15 protein-coding genes and 1 other RNA gene are annotated in these 15,369 nt (G+C 63.5%); 8 read left to right on the forward strand and 8 right to left on the reverse strand.

Translation table 11 applies throughout. The features are described 5' to 3' along the window. Window positions 1–3 precede the first annotated feature (3 nt). The 5 genes from LWF01_RS11890 to LWF01_RS11910 are packed head-to-tail and all read left to right on the forward strand — an operon-like array spanning window position 4 to window position 4,015. Complete coding sequence (locus LWF01_RS11890) at window positions 4–888, forward strand: DUF58 domain-containing protein (RefSeq protein WP_349637597.1); 885 nt, start codon at window positions 4–6, stop codon at window positions 886–888. Next, window positions 875–1,345, forward strand: coding sequence for a hypothetical protein (locus tag LWF01_RS11895; RefSeq protein WP_349637598.1), 471 nt, complete (start codon window positions 875–877; stop codon window positions 1,343–1,345). The genes LWF01_RS11890 and LWF01_RS11895 overlap by 14 nt, the downstream gene beginning before the upstream one ends. Continuing rightward, window positions 1,336–2,316, forward strand: coding sequence for a vWA domain-containing protein (locus LWF01_RS11900; RefSeq protein WP_349637599.1), 981 nt, complete (start codon window positions 1,336–1,338; stop codon window positions 2,314–2,316). Before LWF01_RS11895 ends, LWF01_RS11900 begins: the two co-directional genes overlap by 10 nt. Continuing rightward, window positions 2,313–3,296: a VWA domain-containing protein gene (locus LWF01_RS11905; protein WP_349637600.1), complete on the forward strand. Its 984-nt coding sequence runs from the start codon at window positions 2,313–2,315 to the stop codon at window positions 3,294–3,296. Before LWF01_RS11900 ends, LWF01_RS11905 begins: the two co-directional genes overlap by 4 nt. Further along, complete coding sequence (locus tag LWF01_RS11910) at window positions 3,293–4,015, forward strand: hypothetical protein (protein ID WP_349637601.1); 723 nt, start codon at window positions 3,293–3,295, stop codon at window positions 4,013–4,015. The genes LWF01_RS11905 and LWF01_RS11910 overlap by 4 nt, the downstream gene beginning before the upstream one ends. Here LWF01_RS11910 and LWF01_RS11915 read toward each other — a convergent pair. The 3 genes from LWF01_RS11915 to LWF01_RS11925 all read right to left on the reverse strand — a co-directional run bounded on the left by LWF01_RS11915 (window position 3,995) and on the right by LWF01_RS11925 (window position 7,450). Beyond that, a complete protein-coding gene (locus LWF01_RS11915) occupies window positions 3,995–5,353 on the reverse strand; it encodes an acyltransferase family protein (RefSeq protein WP_349637602.1) in 1,359 nt (452 codons plus the stop codon). The two genes, LWF01_RS11910 and LWF01_RS11915, sit on opposite strands and share 21 nt — an antisense overlap. Before the next feature lie 122 nt (window positions 5,354–5,475). Continuing rightward, the gene (locus LWF01_RS11920; protein WP_349637603.1) at window positions 5,476–6,159 is read right to left on the reverse strand and encodes a response regulator; all 684 of its coding nucleotides are present in this window, start codon (window positions 6,157–6,159) and stop codon (window positions 5,476–5,478) included. Window position 6,160: 1 nt separating this feature from the next. Continuing rightward, window positions 6,161–7,450, reverse strand: a complete 1,290-nt coding sequence (locus LWF01_RS11925) for a histidine kinase (RefSeq protein WP_349637604.1) — start codon at window positions 7,448–7,450, stop codon at window positions 6,161–6,163. Window positions 7,451–8,111: 661 nt separating this feature from the next. Between LWF01_RS11925 and LWF01_RS11930 the strand changes: the two genes are divergently transcribed. The 3 genes from LWF01_RS11930 (at window position 8,112) to LWF01_RS11940 (ending at window position 10,996) form a co-directional block, all read left to right on the forward strand. Beyond that, the gene (locus LWF01_RS11930) at window positions 8,112–9,140 is read left to right on the forward strand and encodes an amino acid ABC transporter permease (protein ID WP_349637605.1); all 1,029 of its coding nucleotides are present in this window, start codon (window positions 8,112–8,114) and stop codon (window positions 9,138–9,140) included. Next, window positions 9,140–9,907 carry an amino acid ABC transporter ATP-binding protein gene (locus tag LWF01_RS11935; RefSeq protein WP_349640908.1) on the forward strand — a complete coding sequence of 256 codons (768 nt, stop codon included), beginning with the start codon at window positions 9,140–9,142 and terminating at the stop codon, window positions 9,905–9,907. Before LWF01_RS11930 ends, LWF01_RS11935 begins: the two co-directional genes overlap by 1 nt. A gap of 99 nt (window positions 9,908–10,006) precedes the next feature. Then, window positions 10,007–10,996, forward strand: coding sequence for an ABC transporter substrate-binding protein (locus LWF01_RS11940; protein WP_349637606.1), 990 nt, complete (start codon window positions 10,007–10,009; stop codon window positions 10,994–10,996). A 151-nt stretch (window positions 10,997–11,147) separates the two neighbouring features. Here the strand turns inward: LWF01_RS11940 and ssrA are convergent. The 5 genes from ssrA to ftsE form a co-directional block, all read right to left on the reverse strand. Beyond that, window positions 11,148–11,516: a transfer-messenger RNA gene (gene ssrA / locus LWF01_RS11945) on the reverse strand. A 227-nt stretch (window positions 11,517–11,743) separates the two neighbouring features. Continuing rightward, window positions 11,744–12,214 carry an SsrA-binding protein SmpB gene (gene smpB, locus LWF01_RS11950; protein ID WP_349637607.1) on the reverse strand — a complete coding sequence of 157 codons (471 nt, stop codon included), beginning with the start codon at window positions 12,212–12,214 and terminating at the stop codon, window positions 11,744–11,746. Window positions 12,215–12,372: 158 nt separating this feature from the next. Continuing rightward, window positions 12,373–13,683: a peptidoglycan DD-metalloendopeptidase family protein gene (locus LWF01_RS11955; RefSeq protein WP_349637608.1), complete on the reverse strand. Its 1,311-nt coding sequence runs from the start codon at window positions 13,681–13,683 to the stop codon at window positions 12,373–12,375. Window positions 13,684–13,685: 2 nt separating this feature from the next. Next, window positions 13,686–14,600, reverse strand: coding sequence for a permease-like cell division protein FtsX (ftsX, locus tag LWF01_RS11960; RefSeq protein WP_349637609.1), 915 nt, complete (start codon window positions 14,598–14,600; stop codon window positions 13,686–13,688). After that, window positions 14,597–15,286: a cell division ATP-binding protein FtsE gene (gene ftsE, locus LWF01_RS11965; RefSeq protein ID WP_349637610.1), complete on the reverse strand. Its 690-nt coding sequence runs from the start codon at window positions 15,284–15,286 to the stop codon at window positions 14,597–14,599. Before ftsE ends, ftsX begins: the two co-directional genes overlap by 4 nt. Between the last annotated feature and the right edge of the window lie 83 nt (window positions 15,287–15,369).

A 15,369-nucleotide genomic window follows, 5' to 3' on the forward strand; every position in this document is an offset into this window, starting at 1 on the left:
GCCATGCCGAGCCTACTGAAAAAGGTGAGGACCACGATGGCCATCCACGCCCACCGCCACACCCACGGCATCCTGGATGGCGGGTATCGCTCGATCTTCCGTGGCAAGAGTCTCGACTTCGATGACCTGCGGGATTACGTTCCCGGTGATGAAATCCGGGATATCGACTGGAAGGCGACCGCGCGCCACGGCTCTCCCCTGGTCAGACGATATGTCGCACATCGCAAGCACACCGTCGGTCTCGTCGTCGACACCGGCCGGAACATGGCAGCCGTGACGCCGTCCGGAGAACTGAAAAAGGACCTGGCGATAGCGGCCAGCGGCGTGATCGGCTGCCTTGCCACCGATCACGGCGACCTGGTCGGGCTCGTCGCAGGAAATGCCGAGCACACCCGATCCCTGCCCGCCAGGGGCGGCGAAGCGCATCTGGAGAACCTCCTACGGTTCATCGACGCCGAGGTCTCCCTGCAGGCCCCGGATAGCGACCTAGCCGAGCAGCTCCGCTTCATCGTCCGCTCCACGCGTCGCCGAATGCTGCTCTTCGTAGTAGCCGACGACCGAGCCCTCGGCATGGGCGACGACAGACTGCTCCGCCGTCTGCGGGCACAGCATGAAATCATCTGGCTCTCGCTCGACGACGCCGACCTGATGGATCCGCAGCCGGAGACGCCATGGTGGGACGTCGCGGACGGCAGCCGTCTCCCCGCAGCTCTACGCGACGATGCCGGACTGCGTCGGGCCTACGCCAACGCAATGCACGACCGGCGGATGGCGACAGGCGATATGCTGCGCCGGCTTGGCATCGCCAGCGAGCGCGTCGGCAGCGAGGCTCAGCTGATCCCGCAGCTGCTCAGACTCCTGGAAGGGCACCGGCATGTCCAGCGATAGCAGCCTCATCCCGCCCGTCGGCTACCTCGGCCACTGGTTCATCGCCGGGCTGGCGCTCTTCGCGCTGATCTGCCTGTGGTACGCACTCGTCGGATTCATGACCCGGAAGCGAAAGCCGGCACTCACCGTGGCGAAGCAGCCGATCAGCCTGGACGCGCTGAAGGCTCACTACCTCGGCCGGATCGACGACATCGGCGAACGGGGCAGGCACGGCCAGCTGCCACCCAAGGCATGCGCCCAGCAGCTCAGCGTCCTCGTGCGCGAGTTCGCCCAGGCCGCCAGCGGCATCGAGGCGCCGATGATGACACTGGAGGAACTGCGAGCCGGAGGCCAGAACCGTCTTGGCGACGCCGTCGAACACTTCTACCCTGACGAGTTTGCCTCTTCGACCCGGACCCGGCCCGACTCGGACCCGACGGTCGCGCAGGCGCGGGAGCTGGTGCTGGCATGGGCCTGACGTTCTGGTGGTTGGCGATCGCGCTCGCCGTCACCGGTGCGGCAATCGTCTGGTGTCTGCTGCGCCGCGGGAATCGTCGGGGTCAGGCCGTTCCGGTCGCCCACTCAGAGCGGCTCACCGCTCTGCCGTTGTACCGTCACAAGCTGCGAAGGTACCAGCGGGTGCTGGCCGCGACGATCAGCATCACGCTTGTGGCCGGGCTATCGGCGCTCGCCGTCGCGGCACGCCCAACGGAGCGCAGCACCCACACACCGGAGCAACACAACCGGGACATCATCCTGTGCCTGGACGTCTCCGGCTCGATGCTGGCCTCGGACGCAGCCGTTGCCGAAAAGTTCGCCCAGCTTGCCAGGAAGTTCGACGGAGAGCGGATCGGGCTGACGCTGTTCGACAGCTCCGCTGTCTCGGTATTTCCGCTGACCGACGACTACGACTTCGTCGCCGAGCAGCTCAGCACCCTCGCCAAGGCGTTCACAAACCAGGATGGCGACGTCGACTTCTACTCCGGTACCGGCCTCGGCGGCGGCTCATCGCTGATTGGCGACGGCCTGGCATCCTGCGTGCAATCATTTGACCGGCCAACCGAGAACAGGGCCCGATCGGTGGTCTTCGCCACAGACAACTACGTCAGCGGCAGTCCGATCTACACGCTCCCTCAGGCCGCGGAACTCGCCAGGAAGGAAAAGGTCCGGGTATATGGCATCAATCCCAACGACTTTTCCGCCGGCAGCCACCAGGCGAAGGAAGGCGCCGAGATGAGGAACTGCATGGAACGCACCGATGGCGAGTATTACGCGCTGGATGACGCGAAGGCGGTCGGTGAGATTGTCGCAACCGTGCAGGAACGTGAGGCATCCCTGCTCAGCTCCGCGCCGACTCTCCTGATCGCGGACCGGCCAACGCCATCGATCATTCTCACCCTCCTTGGGCTGATCGCATTTCTGGTTCTGGTCTGGAGGCTGAAGCTATGAGCTTCCTTCCCACGTTTTCCTGGTGGGGCGTCGCCCTGGTCTTCGTTCCGCTGCTCGTCGGCACGGGCGCGCTGGCCTGGCGCTCTGCACAGCGCCGGCGGGCCTGGCTGCTTCGGCTCGGCATGGTCGTACTCATGTTGTGTGTTGCCGTCCGTCCCGGCGTTGCCGGCGGTGAGGCGAGGGCCGGCGCGAGCGATGTCGATGTCTTCTTCGTCGTGGACACCACCAGCAGCATCGCGGCGGAGGACTACGACGGCAAGCCTCGACTCGAAGGCGTGCGCAGCGACATCCGGCAGATCGCCACGAAGCTGGCCGGAGCGCGATTCTCGCTGATCACGTTCGATGGCGCGGCAACCATGCGGCTGCCTTTGACAACCGACACCACCGCGCTGAGCACCGTCAGCGAGGTGCTCGCCCCAGAGATCACCATGTACTCGCGAAGCAGCAGCATCAGTGCCGCCCGCGAGCTGTTGACCGAACGGCTAAAAGCCGCGAAGAAGAGCCATCCGGAACGTTCCCGCGCGGTCTTCTATCTCGGCGACGGCGAGCAGACCGCGGGCAGCGCCCCGGAATCGTTCGCCGACGCGGCGGAACTGATCGACGGCGGCGGCGTCCTTGGCTACGGCACCAGCCAGGGTGGCCGGATGCGCGAGAACCTCGGCTATCAGGGCCCGTCCCGGTACATCCGTTCTGCCGGGTCATCGCAGGACGCAGAATCCGTCATCGACGAAACGAACCTCCGGGCAATCGCCGAGCAGCTCGGCGTCGGGTACACGCACCGTGCCGCCGGCGAACCGATCGGCCCTGCCCTGGACGATGCGCAACCGGGAGATCTGAGCCCGGATTCTGGCCTCACATCCAACCGGATCGAACTGTATTGGATTCCGGCCGGTGCGCTATCCCTGCTGCTCGCCGGCGAGTTGGCCGGGCTGTTGCGCGCGCGGCGCGATCTGCAACCTCGACGAAAGGCACGGGCATGACACAGCAGCGTTCGCTACGTCGCCGGCTCCTGATCTGGTCGACCCCCGTCGGACTCGTCCTGGCACTGGTCGCAATGAAACTCCTCCTCGTGCCGATGCTCGGGTCGCTGGCCGTCGCCGCCTACCAGGATGGTGACTACGAGCGCAGCGCGAAACTGTCCAATGCGCTGACTGTGGTCAACGTGATCGAGCCATACAAGGCACATTTCAATCTGGGCGACGCCTTCGGGGCGACCGGGCAACACGACGCGGCACGGACCGAATTCGAAAAGGCGCTGCACCATGCCTCCGGAGAGGCGGAATGCATGGTGCGGGCCAATCTGGCGCTGACAATCGAGGCGCAAGGCGACGCGGCTGACGCGCAGGGCGATGCCGGTCGCGCAGCATCCGATCAGGCGAAGGTCTTGTACCGCGAGGCGCTCACCGTGATCGAGAAGGCCCCGGAAGGGTGCTTCGCCGGCGATGGGGAGGGCTCCGGCGCTGCCCAGTCGATGCGTCGCTCCGAAAGCCGACTTGAACAGAAGGCAGGAGGCAAGGACAGCGACCAGGACTCGTCGAGCGCCGATGATGCGCAAGCCTCGGATTCGCAGGCCGACCAGAGTCAGCAGGAGAAACTAGAGCAGCGGAACCAGGAATCCGCCGAGGAGCGTCGGCAGCGAGGCGATTCGAAGCGCGGCGCCGACTCACCGGAACAAGAGTCAGCCGAGAGGCCTTGGTAACCCCGGCCGGGTGATCCCGCTCGCGCCGCCCATGATGTTCAGCGAGGCGAGCAGAAGAGCCGCACCTACAACTGTCCACAGCAGGGGTGCGAAGCCCGCGAGCAGGACGGTGCAGATGCCAGCGATCCCGAGTACGACAGCGAGCGGACCGGCGGCGCTCGGCGCCCAGCCGCGGACCAGCCGGCGCGCGGGAAGCAAGCTCTGCCATTGGGCATTGCCGGACGAAGCCTCCACCCGGGCCAGCAGCATGGCAACCGGAAACGTCACGATAGCGATCGTCAGCAACCACAGCGGGCGGGTCACCCACCAGGTAGCCGACTGCGGCTCCGGCAACGGCATCCGGGTGGCTATCATCACGCTGACGATGGCGAGTATCACTGGCATGTGCCACAGGTACACCGTCATCGCATGATCGCCAAGCAGTGTGACGGCGCGCTGCCGTGAGGTGTTCGCCATCCACCGGTTCAACGCCGGACGGATCAGCCCGAAAAGGCAGAGCTGCCCAACCCCGAGCAGCACCAGACAGACCGTCGGGGGGTTGAGGTTGGTCAGCATGTCCGCCGAGTACAGGCCGGTGCCGGTGATGACGACGAGCACCGCGAGCGAGGCACACAGGCCGACGATCAGCTGACGCCTGGACCGGGCTTCCAGCCAGCCATCGGCGTAGACAAATCCCAGTTGCTGGATCAGCAACCAGACGAACGCCAGGTTGAGGTAGCCGAACCCGTCGAGACCGCTGCCCATCCGCAGCGCGTCGACTCCGACCACTCCGATCAGAAGGCCGAGCAGGGTCAGCCTACGGGCTCGGAAGTGCAACGCCGACATGATCGGGACCAGCGCGGAACAGCCGATGTAAACGGCGAGGAACCACAGCGGCTGGCCGATCCGGAGGCTGGCTTCCGCGAGCAGGTCAGCCGGCATACCCGCCGCCTGGGCTATCGCCAGGCCAAGCCCCACCGCGCTGATCATCACGACGGCGGGAACGGTCAGTCGTTGCAGCCGCCCGTTGACGTATTCCGTCCACGACGCCCCTCGTGCCCGCATCCGCCGCCAGGAGGTGATGCTCGCGAACCCGCCGACGATAAAGAACAGCGGCATAACCTGAATCAACCAGCTCACCGGCACGAACCAGCCGGAATCTGCGATTGCGTTCCCGACTGACAGGTCACCATCGACGACGCTGACGCCGACCATCATGGCGTGCAGCAGCACCACCACGAAGAGGCTGGCGGAACGCACCAGATCGACGGCTCGATCCCTGGTGTCGGTAACCGGCGGAAACTGTCGGGCTCGGCTATCGATTGCCGACCCGGCAGCAGCCTCACTTGTTGCGTACATCTCTGCGCTCCCTCGTGCGATTTCGTTATCTGATCGCAGCGTAGGTAGCGGGTGTTCGGACGCACATCACCCAAGGGAGCCGTTCCGGACCCCTACCGGGGTATCAGGGCGGCGCCGCGAGGCTAGTCGGAGACCGGGGTGACGAAACCGGCATCGTAGGCGGCAACGACTGCCTGCACCCGATCCCGGACCTGAAGCTTGCCAAGGATCTTGCTGACGTGGGTCTTCGCGGTCTGTTCGGCGATGAAGAGGTCGCCGGCGATTTCGGAGTTCGACTTGCCGCGGGCCACGAGGGTGAGAACTTCGCGTTCGCGTTCGGTCAGCTCGCCAAGCCGCAATGCGCCGGGCGACGATGAGCGGTTCGACCGCGGAGTCTGTGCGAACTGTTCGATCAATCGGCGGGTGACGGTTGGGGCAAGCAGAGCCTCGCCCGATGCGATCACCCTGACCGCCGAGACCAGGTCTGCCGGCGGCGCGTCCTTGAGCAAGAACCCGCTGGCACCGGCCCGCAATGCGTCATAGACGTAGTCGTCGACGTCGAAGGTGGTCAGCATCAGAACCCTGGGATGGTGCGCGACCGCGGGAGACGGCTCGAGCAGCAGCCGGGTGGCCGCAAGACCGTCGCGCACCGGCATCCGGATGTCCATCAGCACAACGTCCGGCCTGGTCTGCCGGGAGATCCGCACGGCCTCCTCGCCGTTTGCGGCCTGGCCGAGTACCTCGATATCGTCCTGCGCGGCAAGCAGCGCGGCAAACCCTGCCCGCACCATGGCCTGGTCGTCGGCGATCACTACCGAAATTGTCACGTCACGTCTTTCTGATCGGGATTGATTGCGGTTCACCGGCGCTCGGCTCCGGCGCCAGTGGCAATGCAGCGCTCACGATGAAGCCACCGTCCGGCAAATGCTCCGTGTTCACCGTGCCGCCGACGAGCTTTGACCGCTCGTGCATTCCGCGGATCCCGTGGCCGCTGCCGGCCTCGGCAGTCGAGCGACCTTCGGGTCTATCCGGGGACGGCACCGGCGGCGCCGCGTTTCTGACCTCGAGCCTAAGCGACGCCTGATCGGCGGCGACGCTGATCCGGGTGTTGGCGCCCGGGGCGTGCCGGATCACGTTGCTCAGCGCTTCCTGAATGATCCGGTAGCCCGCCGTTCCGACCGTATGACTGACCGCGAATTCCTCCGGCGCGCCGGCGGCCACCAGCTCGACCGTGATCCCGCCTCGCTGCGCGGCGGATATCAGCTCGGGGAGCTGTCGAAGGGTGGGCGCCGGCCTCAGTTCGGGGTCCGTGCTGTCCTCATCGGTGGCGCGCAGCACTGTAAGCAGGCTCCGCATCTCGGCCATTGCCTGCCTGGACGAGGCCGCTATCTCGTCAAACTCCCGCCGTACATCGACATCGAGCCCCGGCAGCCTGTACTGGGCCGTTGACGCTTGAACGCTGATCACCGACATGTTGTGTGCCACCACGTCGTGCAGCTCCCTGGCCACCCTGTTCTTCTCCTCGATCAGGGTGCGCCGCGCGTGTTCTTCGGCGCTGATCCTGCGCTCAACCAGGAGCTGCGATCTGATTACCTGACGTTGTTTGATCAGGACGCCGACGATCAGAATCGCTCCGGCCAGCGAGGCAAAGGTCACACAGTTGTTGATCGCCCCGGCCAGAGCGGCGGAGTGCCCAAATCCGGCAAGCACGGCCAGAACTGTGGCCAGGACGCCGGCTAGCCAGGCGGTGACGGCTGTCGACCAGTGATAGCGCAGCGAGACGAGGGCGATGATCGCCAGCTGGGTGAGCATCGCCGCCACGGGGAGCGGCCAGGGTGGCCCGGCACTCTGCTGGGTGACGAGCCCCAGTGCCAACGCCGCCGTCGATGACGCGGCGATGGCGATGCGTGGCTGTCGCATCGCCAGCGGCAGCGCACCCGATTGCAGAAACGCCAGCACGAAAGCTGGCACGATGTGCACGCGGTAGTCATAGCTGAGCACCGGCACACTGATCGAGAAGAGGGTCGAGCTGAGCAGGACGGTGATGATCCAGCCCCAACCGGTCGAGCTGATCCGGCTGCTGTGTTCGCGCGGTCGCTTCGATCTTTCGGTGCGCACCCTGCGTGTTTTCCACCAGCGAGGTTGAACCGGGGGACGAAGTACGAACTTCCTGCGCTTTGCGCCTCGCTGCTTCGCCGCGAACCATCTCCCCATGGTCTCCAGCGTAGCGCCGAAGCGCGCTATGTGACGGCCGATGACGGCCGGGTTGTCACGTGCGTCTGGCTCGTAGAACCTTAGTGACATGTCAATCTGCAGCGATCACAACCGCCGGCAACAGTCCGCACCCTTCGGGGCTGCCGACTGTCGCTGCCGGCGACGTTGCCTGCGATTGCACTGTTGTCTGAGCTGATTTGCGCGGTGAGCTGAGCTGCAGAGCTTAACCCGCACGGCTCACGACCGGCAGCCGCCGGAGTTGTGGCGGTTCTTTGGCTCGTGCGAGCCGCCGGGCTCATGCAAGCCCCGCGACTCAGGGCCGTTCTGTGGCACGTGCGAGCTGAACGGCTCGTAGCCGACCCGGGCTCATGGCCGTTCTTGACCCATGGCCGAAAGCCGCTGATCGCGTCCGCCCTCCGGTTCGCCCCGGAATCCCTGGTTCTGCCCTCGTAGCTAGTTACGCTGCGTCGCCGTCTGGCTGTTTGCTGCCCTTCGGTCCTGGCCGGCCGGTCCCTGTTCGCACCTTCGTGCGCCTTTCACCTGAACCCCTTTTAAGAGAGAACTCATGTCCAATATCACTCAGTCGAAGCCACAGCGAGCCGTCCGCGCCGCTGGCTCAACTGCCGCGGAAAGCCAGCCCGACTACGGGAAACTTCGGGTGGTAAAGACCAAGCACTGGTGGCGATGGACTTTCAGCGCGATCGGAGGGCTGCTGATCGCGCAGTTCCTGGTGTCGCTGATCACCAATCCGCTCTACGAGTGGGGCGTCTTCGCAGAGCACTTCACCGCGAAGGCGGTGCTTCGCGGACTCGGCACGACTCTGTGGCTGTCTTTGGTCTCGGGCACAATCGGCTTGTTGCTCGGCACGCTCCTCGCGCTGGCCCGGCTATCGAAGTCCCCCATCCTGGGCGGATTCGCCTGGAGCTTTACCTGGTTCTTCCGCTCGGTTCCGCTCCTGGTGCAGCTCCTGGTCTGGTTCAACCTTGGGTACCTCTATCCCCAGCTGGGAATCGGCATTCCGTTCACCCACATCTACTTCCTGCAGTTCGATACCGTGACACTGGTCAGCGCGTTCGCGGCCGCCGTGCTCGGTCTCTCGCTGCATCAGGCCGCGTTCTCGGCGGAGATCATCCGCGGCGGTATCCTCTCGGTCGACCAGGGCCAACTCGAAGCCGCTGCCGCCCTGGGTCTTCCGATCCGGCGCCGTGTTCTGCGGATCGTCCTGCCACAGGCGGCACGATCGATTCTGCCGAACGCCTTCAACCAGATCATCGATCTGATCAAGGGAACCTCGGTTGTCTACGTGCTGGCGACATCGGAACTGTTCTACGTCGTCCAGGTGATCTACAACCGCAACGGCCGGGTGATCCCACTGCTGCTTGTCGCGGTCGTCTGGTACACGGTCGTGGTGACGATACTCAGCGTCGCGCAGTTCTACATCGAACGGCATTTCGCCCGGGGCGCCACCCGAACGCTACCGCCGACACCGATCCAGGCGTTCGCGCGCTGGACAGCAATTCAATGGAACCGGCTCGAGGACGATCCCCCGACCCCGGGCAGGCCCACTCCCCTGCCGACCAAGGAGGGTAAGTGATGACTGCCTCGGGATTAGTCGAGATTCGTAATGTCAGCAAGAGTTACTCCGGCCACCAGGTGCTCGACGGTATCGATCTGACCGTCAACCCGGGCGAGGTGATCGCGATCCTCGGCAGGTCCGGTTCCGGAAAGTCCACCTTGCTTCGCACCATCAATCACCTCGAAAGCGTCGATCAGGGCTGGATCACGATCGACGGCCAGCTGATCGGATATGAGCACCGCAACGGAAAGCTCTACGAATTGACCGAACGGGAGATCCTCGGCCGCCGCACCGCGGTCGGGATGGTTTTCCAGAACTTCAACCTGTTTCCGCATCTCACCGTGTTGGAGAACGTCACCGAAGGGCCGGTAGCGCTCAAGCGGCTCAGCACGGCGGCTGCCAATGATCTCGCCCACACGCTGCTCGCCAGGGTGGGGCTTGGCGACAAGGCCGAGGCATACCCGCGGCAGCTTTCCGGCGGGCAGCAACAGCGGGTCGCGATTGCGCGGGCGCTGGCGCTCTCGCCGCGGGTGTTGCTCTTCGACGAGCCAACCTCGGCGCTGGACCCGGAACTCGTCGGGGAGGTGCTCGACGTGATCCGCGACCTTGCCCGCTCCGGAACCACCCTGATCATCGTCACGCACGAAATTGGTTTCGCGCGTGAAGTCGCCGACCGGGTGATCTTCGTCGATGGCGGCCGGATCCTCGAGTCCGGCTCGCCCGCCCAGGTTCTGGACTCTCCTTCCCATCCTCGAACCGCGGACTTTCTGTCGAAGGTCCTCTAGTCCGGGTACCTGCGGTCTCTCATCTGATAAACAGCCGCACTCCCACTTTTCAATCCAGCATTCGATCAACAGTCATCCGAGCAGAAAAAGGAAGAAACCATGGCACTTCGCAAGAAAACCGTAGCCGCTATTGTCGGCGCCACCACGGCCGTACTAATTGCTATCGCAGTCATCACGGTCGTTAATATCGCCGGCAACCGTTCGGAAGCCAGCGACGCAACTTCTACCGCGGTGAGGTTCAATCTGACCAAGGACCAGAACCGGATTCGACTCGATCAGGTCCCGGCGGCAGTCGACGCACTCAAGGCGAGCGGGTTCGAACCGGTCGAAGCTGGAAGACTCACGGTTGTCACGTCGACGGACGGCTCGCCGCCACTTAATTTCTATGCCGACGACAACACAACGGTGATTGGAAATGAACCGGATATCGCCCAGCTCATCGCGGACGGGCTAGGGCTTGAACTGAACCTGAAAACCGCGGCGTGGGCGGATTGGCCACTCGGCATCCAGTCGGGCAAATACGACCTGGTCACCTCGAACGTGACGGTGACGGAAGAACGGAAGGAGCTGTACGACTTCGCCAGCTACAGGCAGGACCTGCTCGGGTTCTACGTCAAGGCCGACTCGAAAGTCGATTCGCTCAAGACGGCGAAGGACGTCGCCGGGCTCCGGATCATCGTCGGATCGGGCACCAATCAGGAGAAGGTCCTTCAAACCTGGGATAAGGAGAACAAGGAGAAGGGTCTCAAGCCGGTCGACTTCCAGTACTACGACGATCAGGCGGCGGCAAACCTCGCGATCCAGTCCGGCCGGGCCGATGCTTGGCTCGGCCCGAATGCGAGCGGCGCCTACCTCGCGGCCTCGACCAATCGGACGAAGCTCGTCGGAACGCTCGACGGCGGTTGGCCGGAGACGGCGCCAATCGCCGCAGCAACGGACAAGGGAAACGGGCTGGCCGAGCCGGTCAACATCGTACTGAACGAGGCAATCGCCGACGGGGCTTACGCGAAAGTGCTCAAGCGATGGGGGCTGGGCACCGAGGCGATCGAGAAGTCCGAACTCAACCCGCCGGGTCTACCGAAGAGCTAAGCAGGGGTCAGCGGACGGGTTCGATTCCCGGCGGCCCTGGCATGCCGGGAAGCCCCTACTGCTCGTAGAACTCGCAGCGTGGGCCCATTCGATTGCTGGACCCGATAAATGCATGGTGCGCCCCGGCTTACAGCCGGGGCGCACCATGCATTTGTGGAGATGCCGGGAATCGAACCCGGGTCCGTTGGCATTTAGTCAGGTCTTCTCCGGGTGCAGTCTGCTAATGATTTTCTCGGCCCCAGCGATCACACAGACAAGTCGCTGACGGGCCCAGTTACGTAAAAGTCCCTGCGAGCCCCGTAACGTGACTCGCAAGCAGTGGCTTCCTAGCTGACGCTAGCTACCGGAGCGGAAGCGACCCCGGGCTAACGGACTTACGCTAGTCGCTTAGGCAGCGAGAGCGAAGTCGGTGCGGTTTGATTTGGCACCTATTGGTTTGCAGAGGGCGTTAACGAGATAACTCTGCATTCTCGACCCGCTTCACCTGACGCAATGACCTACGTCGAAACCGATCATCCCCATATTCTTTTACCAATATTCCACCTACCGGCACCCAGTTCCGACCACGAAGGCCAGTACTGCGGTGCATCTGCAAGTGTACCGGTTACAACCCGCTCTCCGCACGTCATATTCCAACTGTCGTCCGGTAACGGCCCAGGGCACAGGAGCAGCCGAAGTAGTCAGGCGTCATAATCCTCACCCGGCCCGCCGACTTACTTGCCGACTAACCGGCCCAGCCGGCCCGTGCTAGCGATTCTGCCGCAACGACATCGCGCGCTGAGACTCCCGCGTGTCCTGCTTCTCCCGCAACGCGTGACGCTTGTCGTACTCCCGTTTACCCTTGGCCACCGCGATCTCAACCTTCGCCCGGCCGTCGGAAAAATACAGCTGGAGCGGCACCAGTGTGCGGCCGGAGTCATTCATCTTGCCGGCGATCTTCGCGATCTCCTCGCGGTGCAGGAGTAACTTGCGCCGCCGTCGCGCGGAGTGGTTGTTCCAGGTTCCCTCGGTGTACTCGTTGATGTGCACACCTTCGAGCCAGATTTCTCCCTGAAACACCAGGGCATATCCATCGACCAGCGAGGCCCGCCCCTGCCGCAGCGACTTCACCTCGGTCCCGCTGAGCACAATGCCGGCCTCGTAGGTGTCCTCAATCAGATAGTCATGACGGGCCTTACGGTTCGTCGCCACTACCTTGCGGCCTTCTTCTTTCACCACCATAAGCTCCCTTCGATACCGGCTTGATCGACCAGTGCCGCTAGCCGACACGAACACATAACATTACGCGGAACGGCGAAGCGCCGTCATCTTTATATCCGATGACGGCGCTGTGCCCGCGCTTGCGTGCTCTCCTGAGCTTGCGTGCTGTCGCCGGTCTAGAGGTAACCCATCGGGTTGACGTAGCCACCGTTGCGCATCACTTCGAAGTGCAGGTGGCACCCGGTGGAGGATCCGGTGGTTCCCGAGATCGAGACGATCTGGCCCTTCCGCACCTTCTGTCCTGCCGACACGTTCACCTTGATGTTGTGGTTGTACGTCGTTGCGATCCGGGAGCCCTTGATCGAGCCATGGCTGATCACGACCCGGTTGCCGTAGCCTCCGCCCCACCCAGCCGAGACCACTCGGCCAGACGCAGCGGCACGAATCGGGGTGCCACATGGTACGCCGAAGTCGGTGCCGGTATGCAGTCTCTTCGACCCGGTGATCGGGTGAATTCGGTAACCGAAGGATGAGGTGATCGGATAGCCGTTGGCCGGATTGGAGAACGTTCCCCCGCCTCCGCCGCCACCGTTATCGTTGCCACCACCACCGCCGCCGTCGTTACTGTTGTTGTTCTGGTTTTCCTTGGCTCGCTTACGGGCTTCAGCTTCCTCTTTCTTGATCAGTTCGTCGACTTCCTTTGCCAGACGATCCTGTTCCTGCTTCTCTGCGGCCAGGTCACTCTCGGTCTGGGCCTTGCTGTCAGACAGCTTCTTCGAGGCAGTGGTCTGCGTCGAGATGATGTTCTCGACCTTCGCCTGCTCTTCCGCGGCGGCTGCCTGCGCAGTCTCCTTCACCCGGACATTCTCCTCGGATTCCTTCTTCAACTCGCCGATCTCGACCGCGATGGCGTCCAGCCTTGCCTGGTTGTTGCGGTTCACCGCGCGCTGCTCGGTGAGCTTCGCGATCACCCGGTTCTGCGATCGGACGGCCGAGCTCACCATGGAGACGCCCGAGACGACATCATCGCCCTGCGCCGCCTGAAGCATGATCGCCATGTTCGAGGAAACGCCACCGTTCTGGTAGGCCCGGCGAGCAATCTTGGACACGTTTTCCTGGTTGGCCTCGATATTGGCTTTGCCGGACTTCAGCTCTTTGGAGATCTTCCGCTCGGCCGCCTCCGCGCTGCCCAAGCGCTGCGCCAGAATCGCGTCCTTCTCCTCGGCATCGGCCAGGTCTGCCTTGGCGGCGCCCAGCGCTTCCTTGGCTCCGGGCAGCCTCTCCTCGGCATCTTCCAGCTGCGCCTTGGCCGTAGCGAGATCCTTGCTCAGGCCTTCGAAGTCCCGCATCAGGTTCTCGATCTTCTTGTCGACGCGTGCCTTGTCATCGCGCGCGTCGGCAGCGGCCGGCCCCATGGTCGCGGAGACACACAGCGCCACGCCGATGAAGCCGACCAGAACCGTACGAGCTGTCTTTGCCAACTTCATGGTCACACCTTCAGATAACGACGCAGGGTAACAACGGAGGAAACCGCGGCCATCAGGATGCCGAGCAACAGAAGCAGCGGACCGACGATAAGCACGTCTGAGCCGTCGATCAGCGAGAACGAGGTGACCCGTGGTTTCAGCCACCCCTCAACGAAGTAATGCAACATCGCCCACAATGCCCCGGACGCCAGTAGGGCGCCGATCGCCGCGGCAATCACGCCCTCCAGCACAAAGGGCAACTGGATCAACGAGTTCGAGGCGCCGACGAGCCTCATGATCCCGGTCTCGCGACGTCTCGAGAAAGCGGAGAGCCGGATAGTGGTCGCGACCAGCAGGATGGCGCAGATCAACATGACCACCGCGATCCCGATCGCGATTGCCGTCGCCACGTTCATCAGCGCGAACAGCTGATCGAGCCACTCGTTCTGATCCTGCACTTCTTCGACACCTGGCTGTGAGGCGAAGTACTCGCGGATGACTTCGTACTTCTCCGGGTCGACCAGGTTGACCCGGTAGGACTCCGGCAGCTGATCTGCGTTGACAGTGCCCTCGAGCGAAGTGCCCTTGAACTGCTCCTGGAAGTGGGTGAACGCCTCGTTCTGATCCTCGTAGTAGACGTTCGCCACGTACGGCTTGAGGTCGTCGGATTCCAGCGCCTGCTTGATGGTCGACCGCTGTTCGTCGGTCACTCCCCCGTCTGCACAGGTCGGAACCTCGGACTCGGGCAGGCACAGGTAGACGGCGACCTGGACCTTGTCGTACCAGAAGGTTTTCATATTCGAGATCTGCATCTGCAGCAGAGCTCCGGCGCCGACGAACGTCAGCGACACGAATGTCACCAGGATGACCGAGATGACCATCGAGAAGTTGCGCCGAAGTCCGACGCCGATTTCGCTAAGTACAAACTGAAGTCTCATCGCACCGATCCATACACGCCGGAGGCCTCGTCGCGCACGATCTCGCCGTCAACCAGCTCCACCACGCGTTTACGCATTTCATCCACGATCTCGTCGTCGTGCGTCGCCATCACGATGGTCGTTCCTGCCCGGTTGATCCGGTCGAGAAGCTTCATGATCCCGAGGCTGGTCGTCGGGTCGAGGTTTCCGGTCGGCTCGTCTGCCAGCAGGATCCCCGGCTTGTTGACGAAAGCACGGGCGATCGCAACGCGCTGTTGTTCGCCACCGGAGAGCTCGTGCGGCATCCGTTTGCCTTTGCCTTCAAGGCCGACAGTTTTCAGCACCTCGGGCACAGTTTCCTTGATGGCGCCGCGAGATTTTCCGATCACCTGGAGGGCGAACGCCACGTTTTCGAAGACCGTCTTGTTCGGCAGCAGCCGAAAGTCCTGGAACACCGTTCCAACGTTACGGCGCAGCTGAGGCACCTTCCAGTTCGGAATGGCGTCGACATCCTGGCCGGCGACAAGAACGGAGCCGGCAGTCGGCCGTTCCTCCTTGAGGACGAGCCGGATGAACGTTGATTTACCGGAGCCTGAGGCTCCCACGAGAAACACGAACTCGCCGCGCTCGACCTCCAAGGAAATGTCCTTGAGGGCAGGTCGAGCGTTACGGTCGTACGTTTTCGTGACTTTCTTGAAACTAATCACAGGGGAAGTATTCGGTCAGGTTAGACGGCATTTTACGGCCTCCGCATCTTAAACCGGTTGTCCCGATCAAGGATGTGCTCGGC

This window comes from Saxibacter everestensis, assembly GCF_025787225.1.
Taxonomy (GTDB): Bacteria; Actinomycetota; Actinomycetes; order Actinomycetales; family Brevibacteriaceae; genus Saxibacter; species Saxibacter everestensis.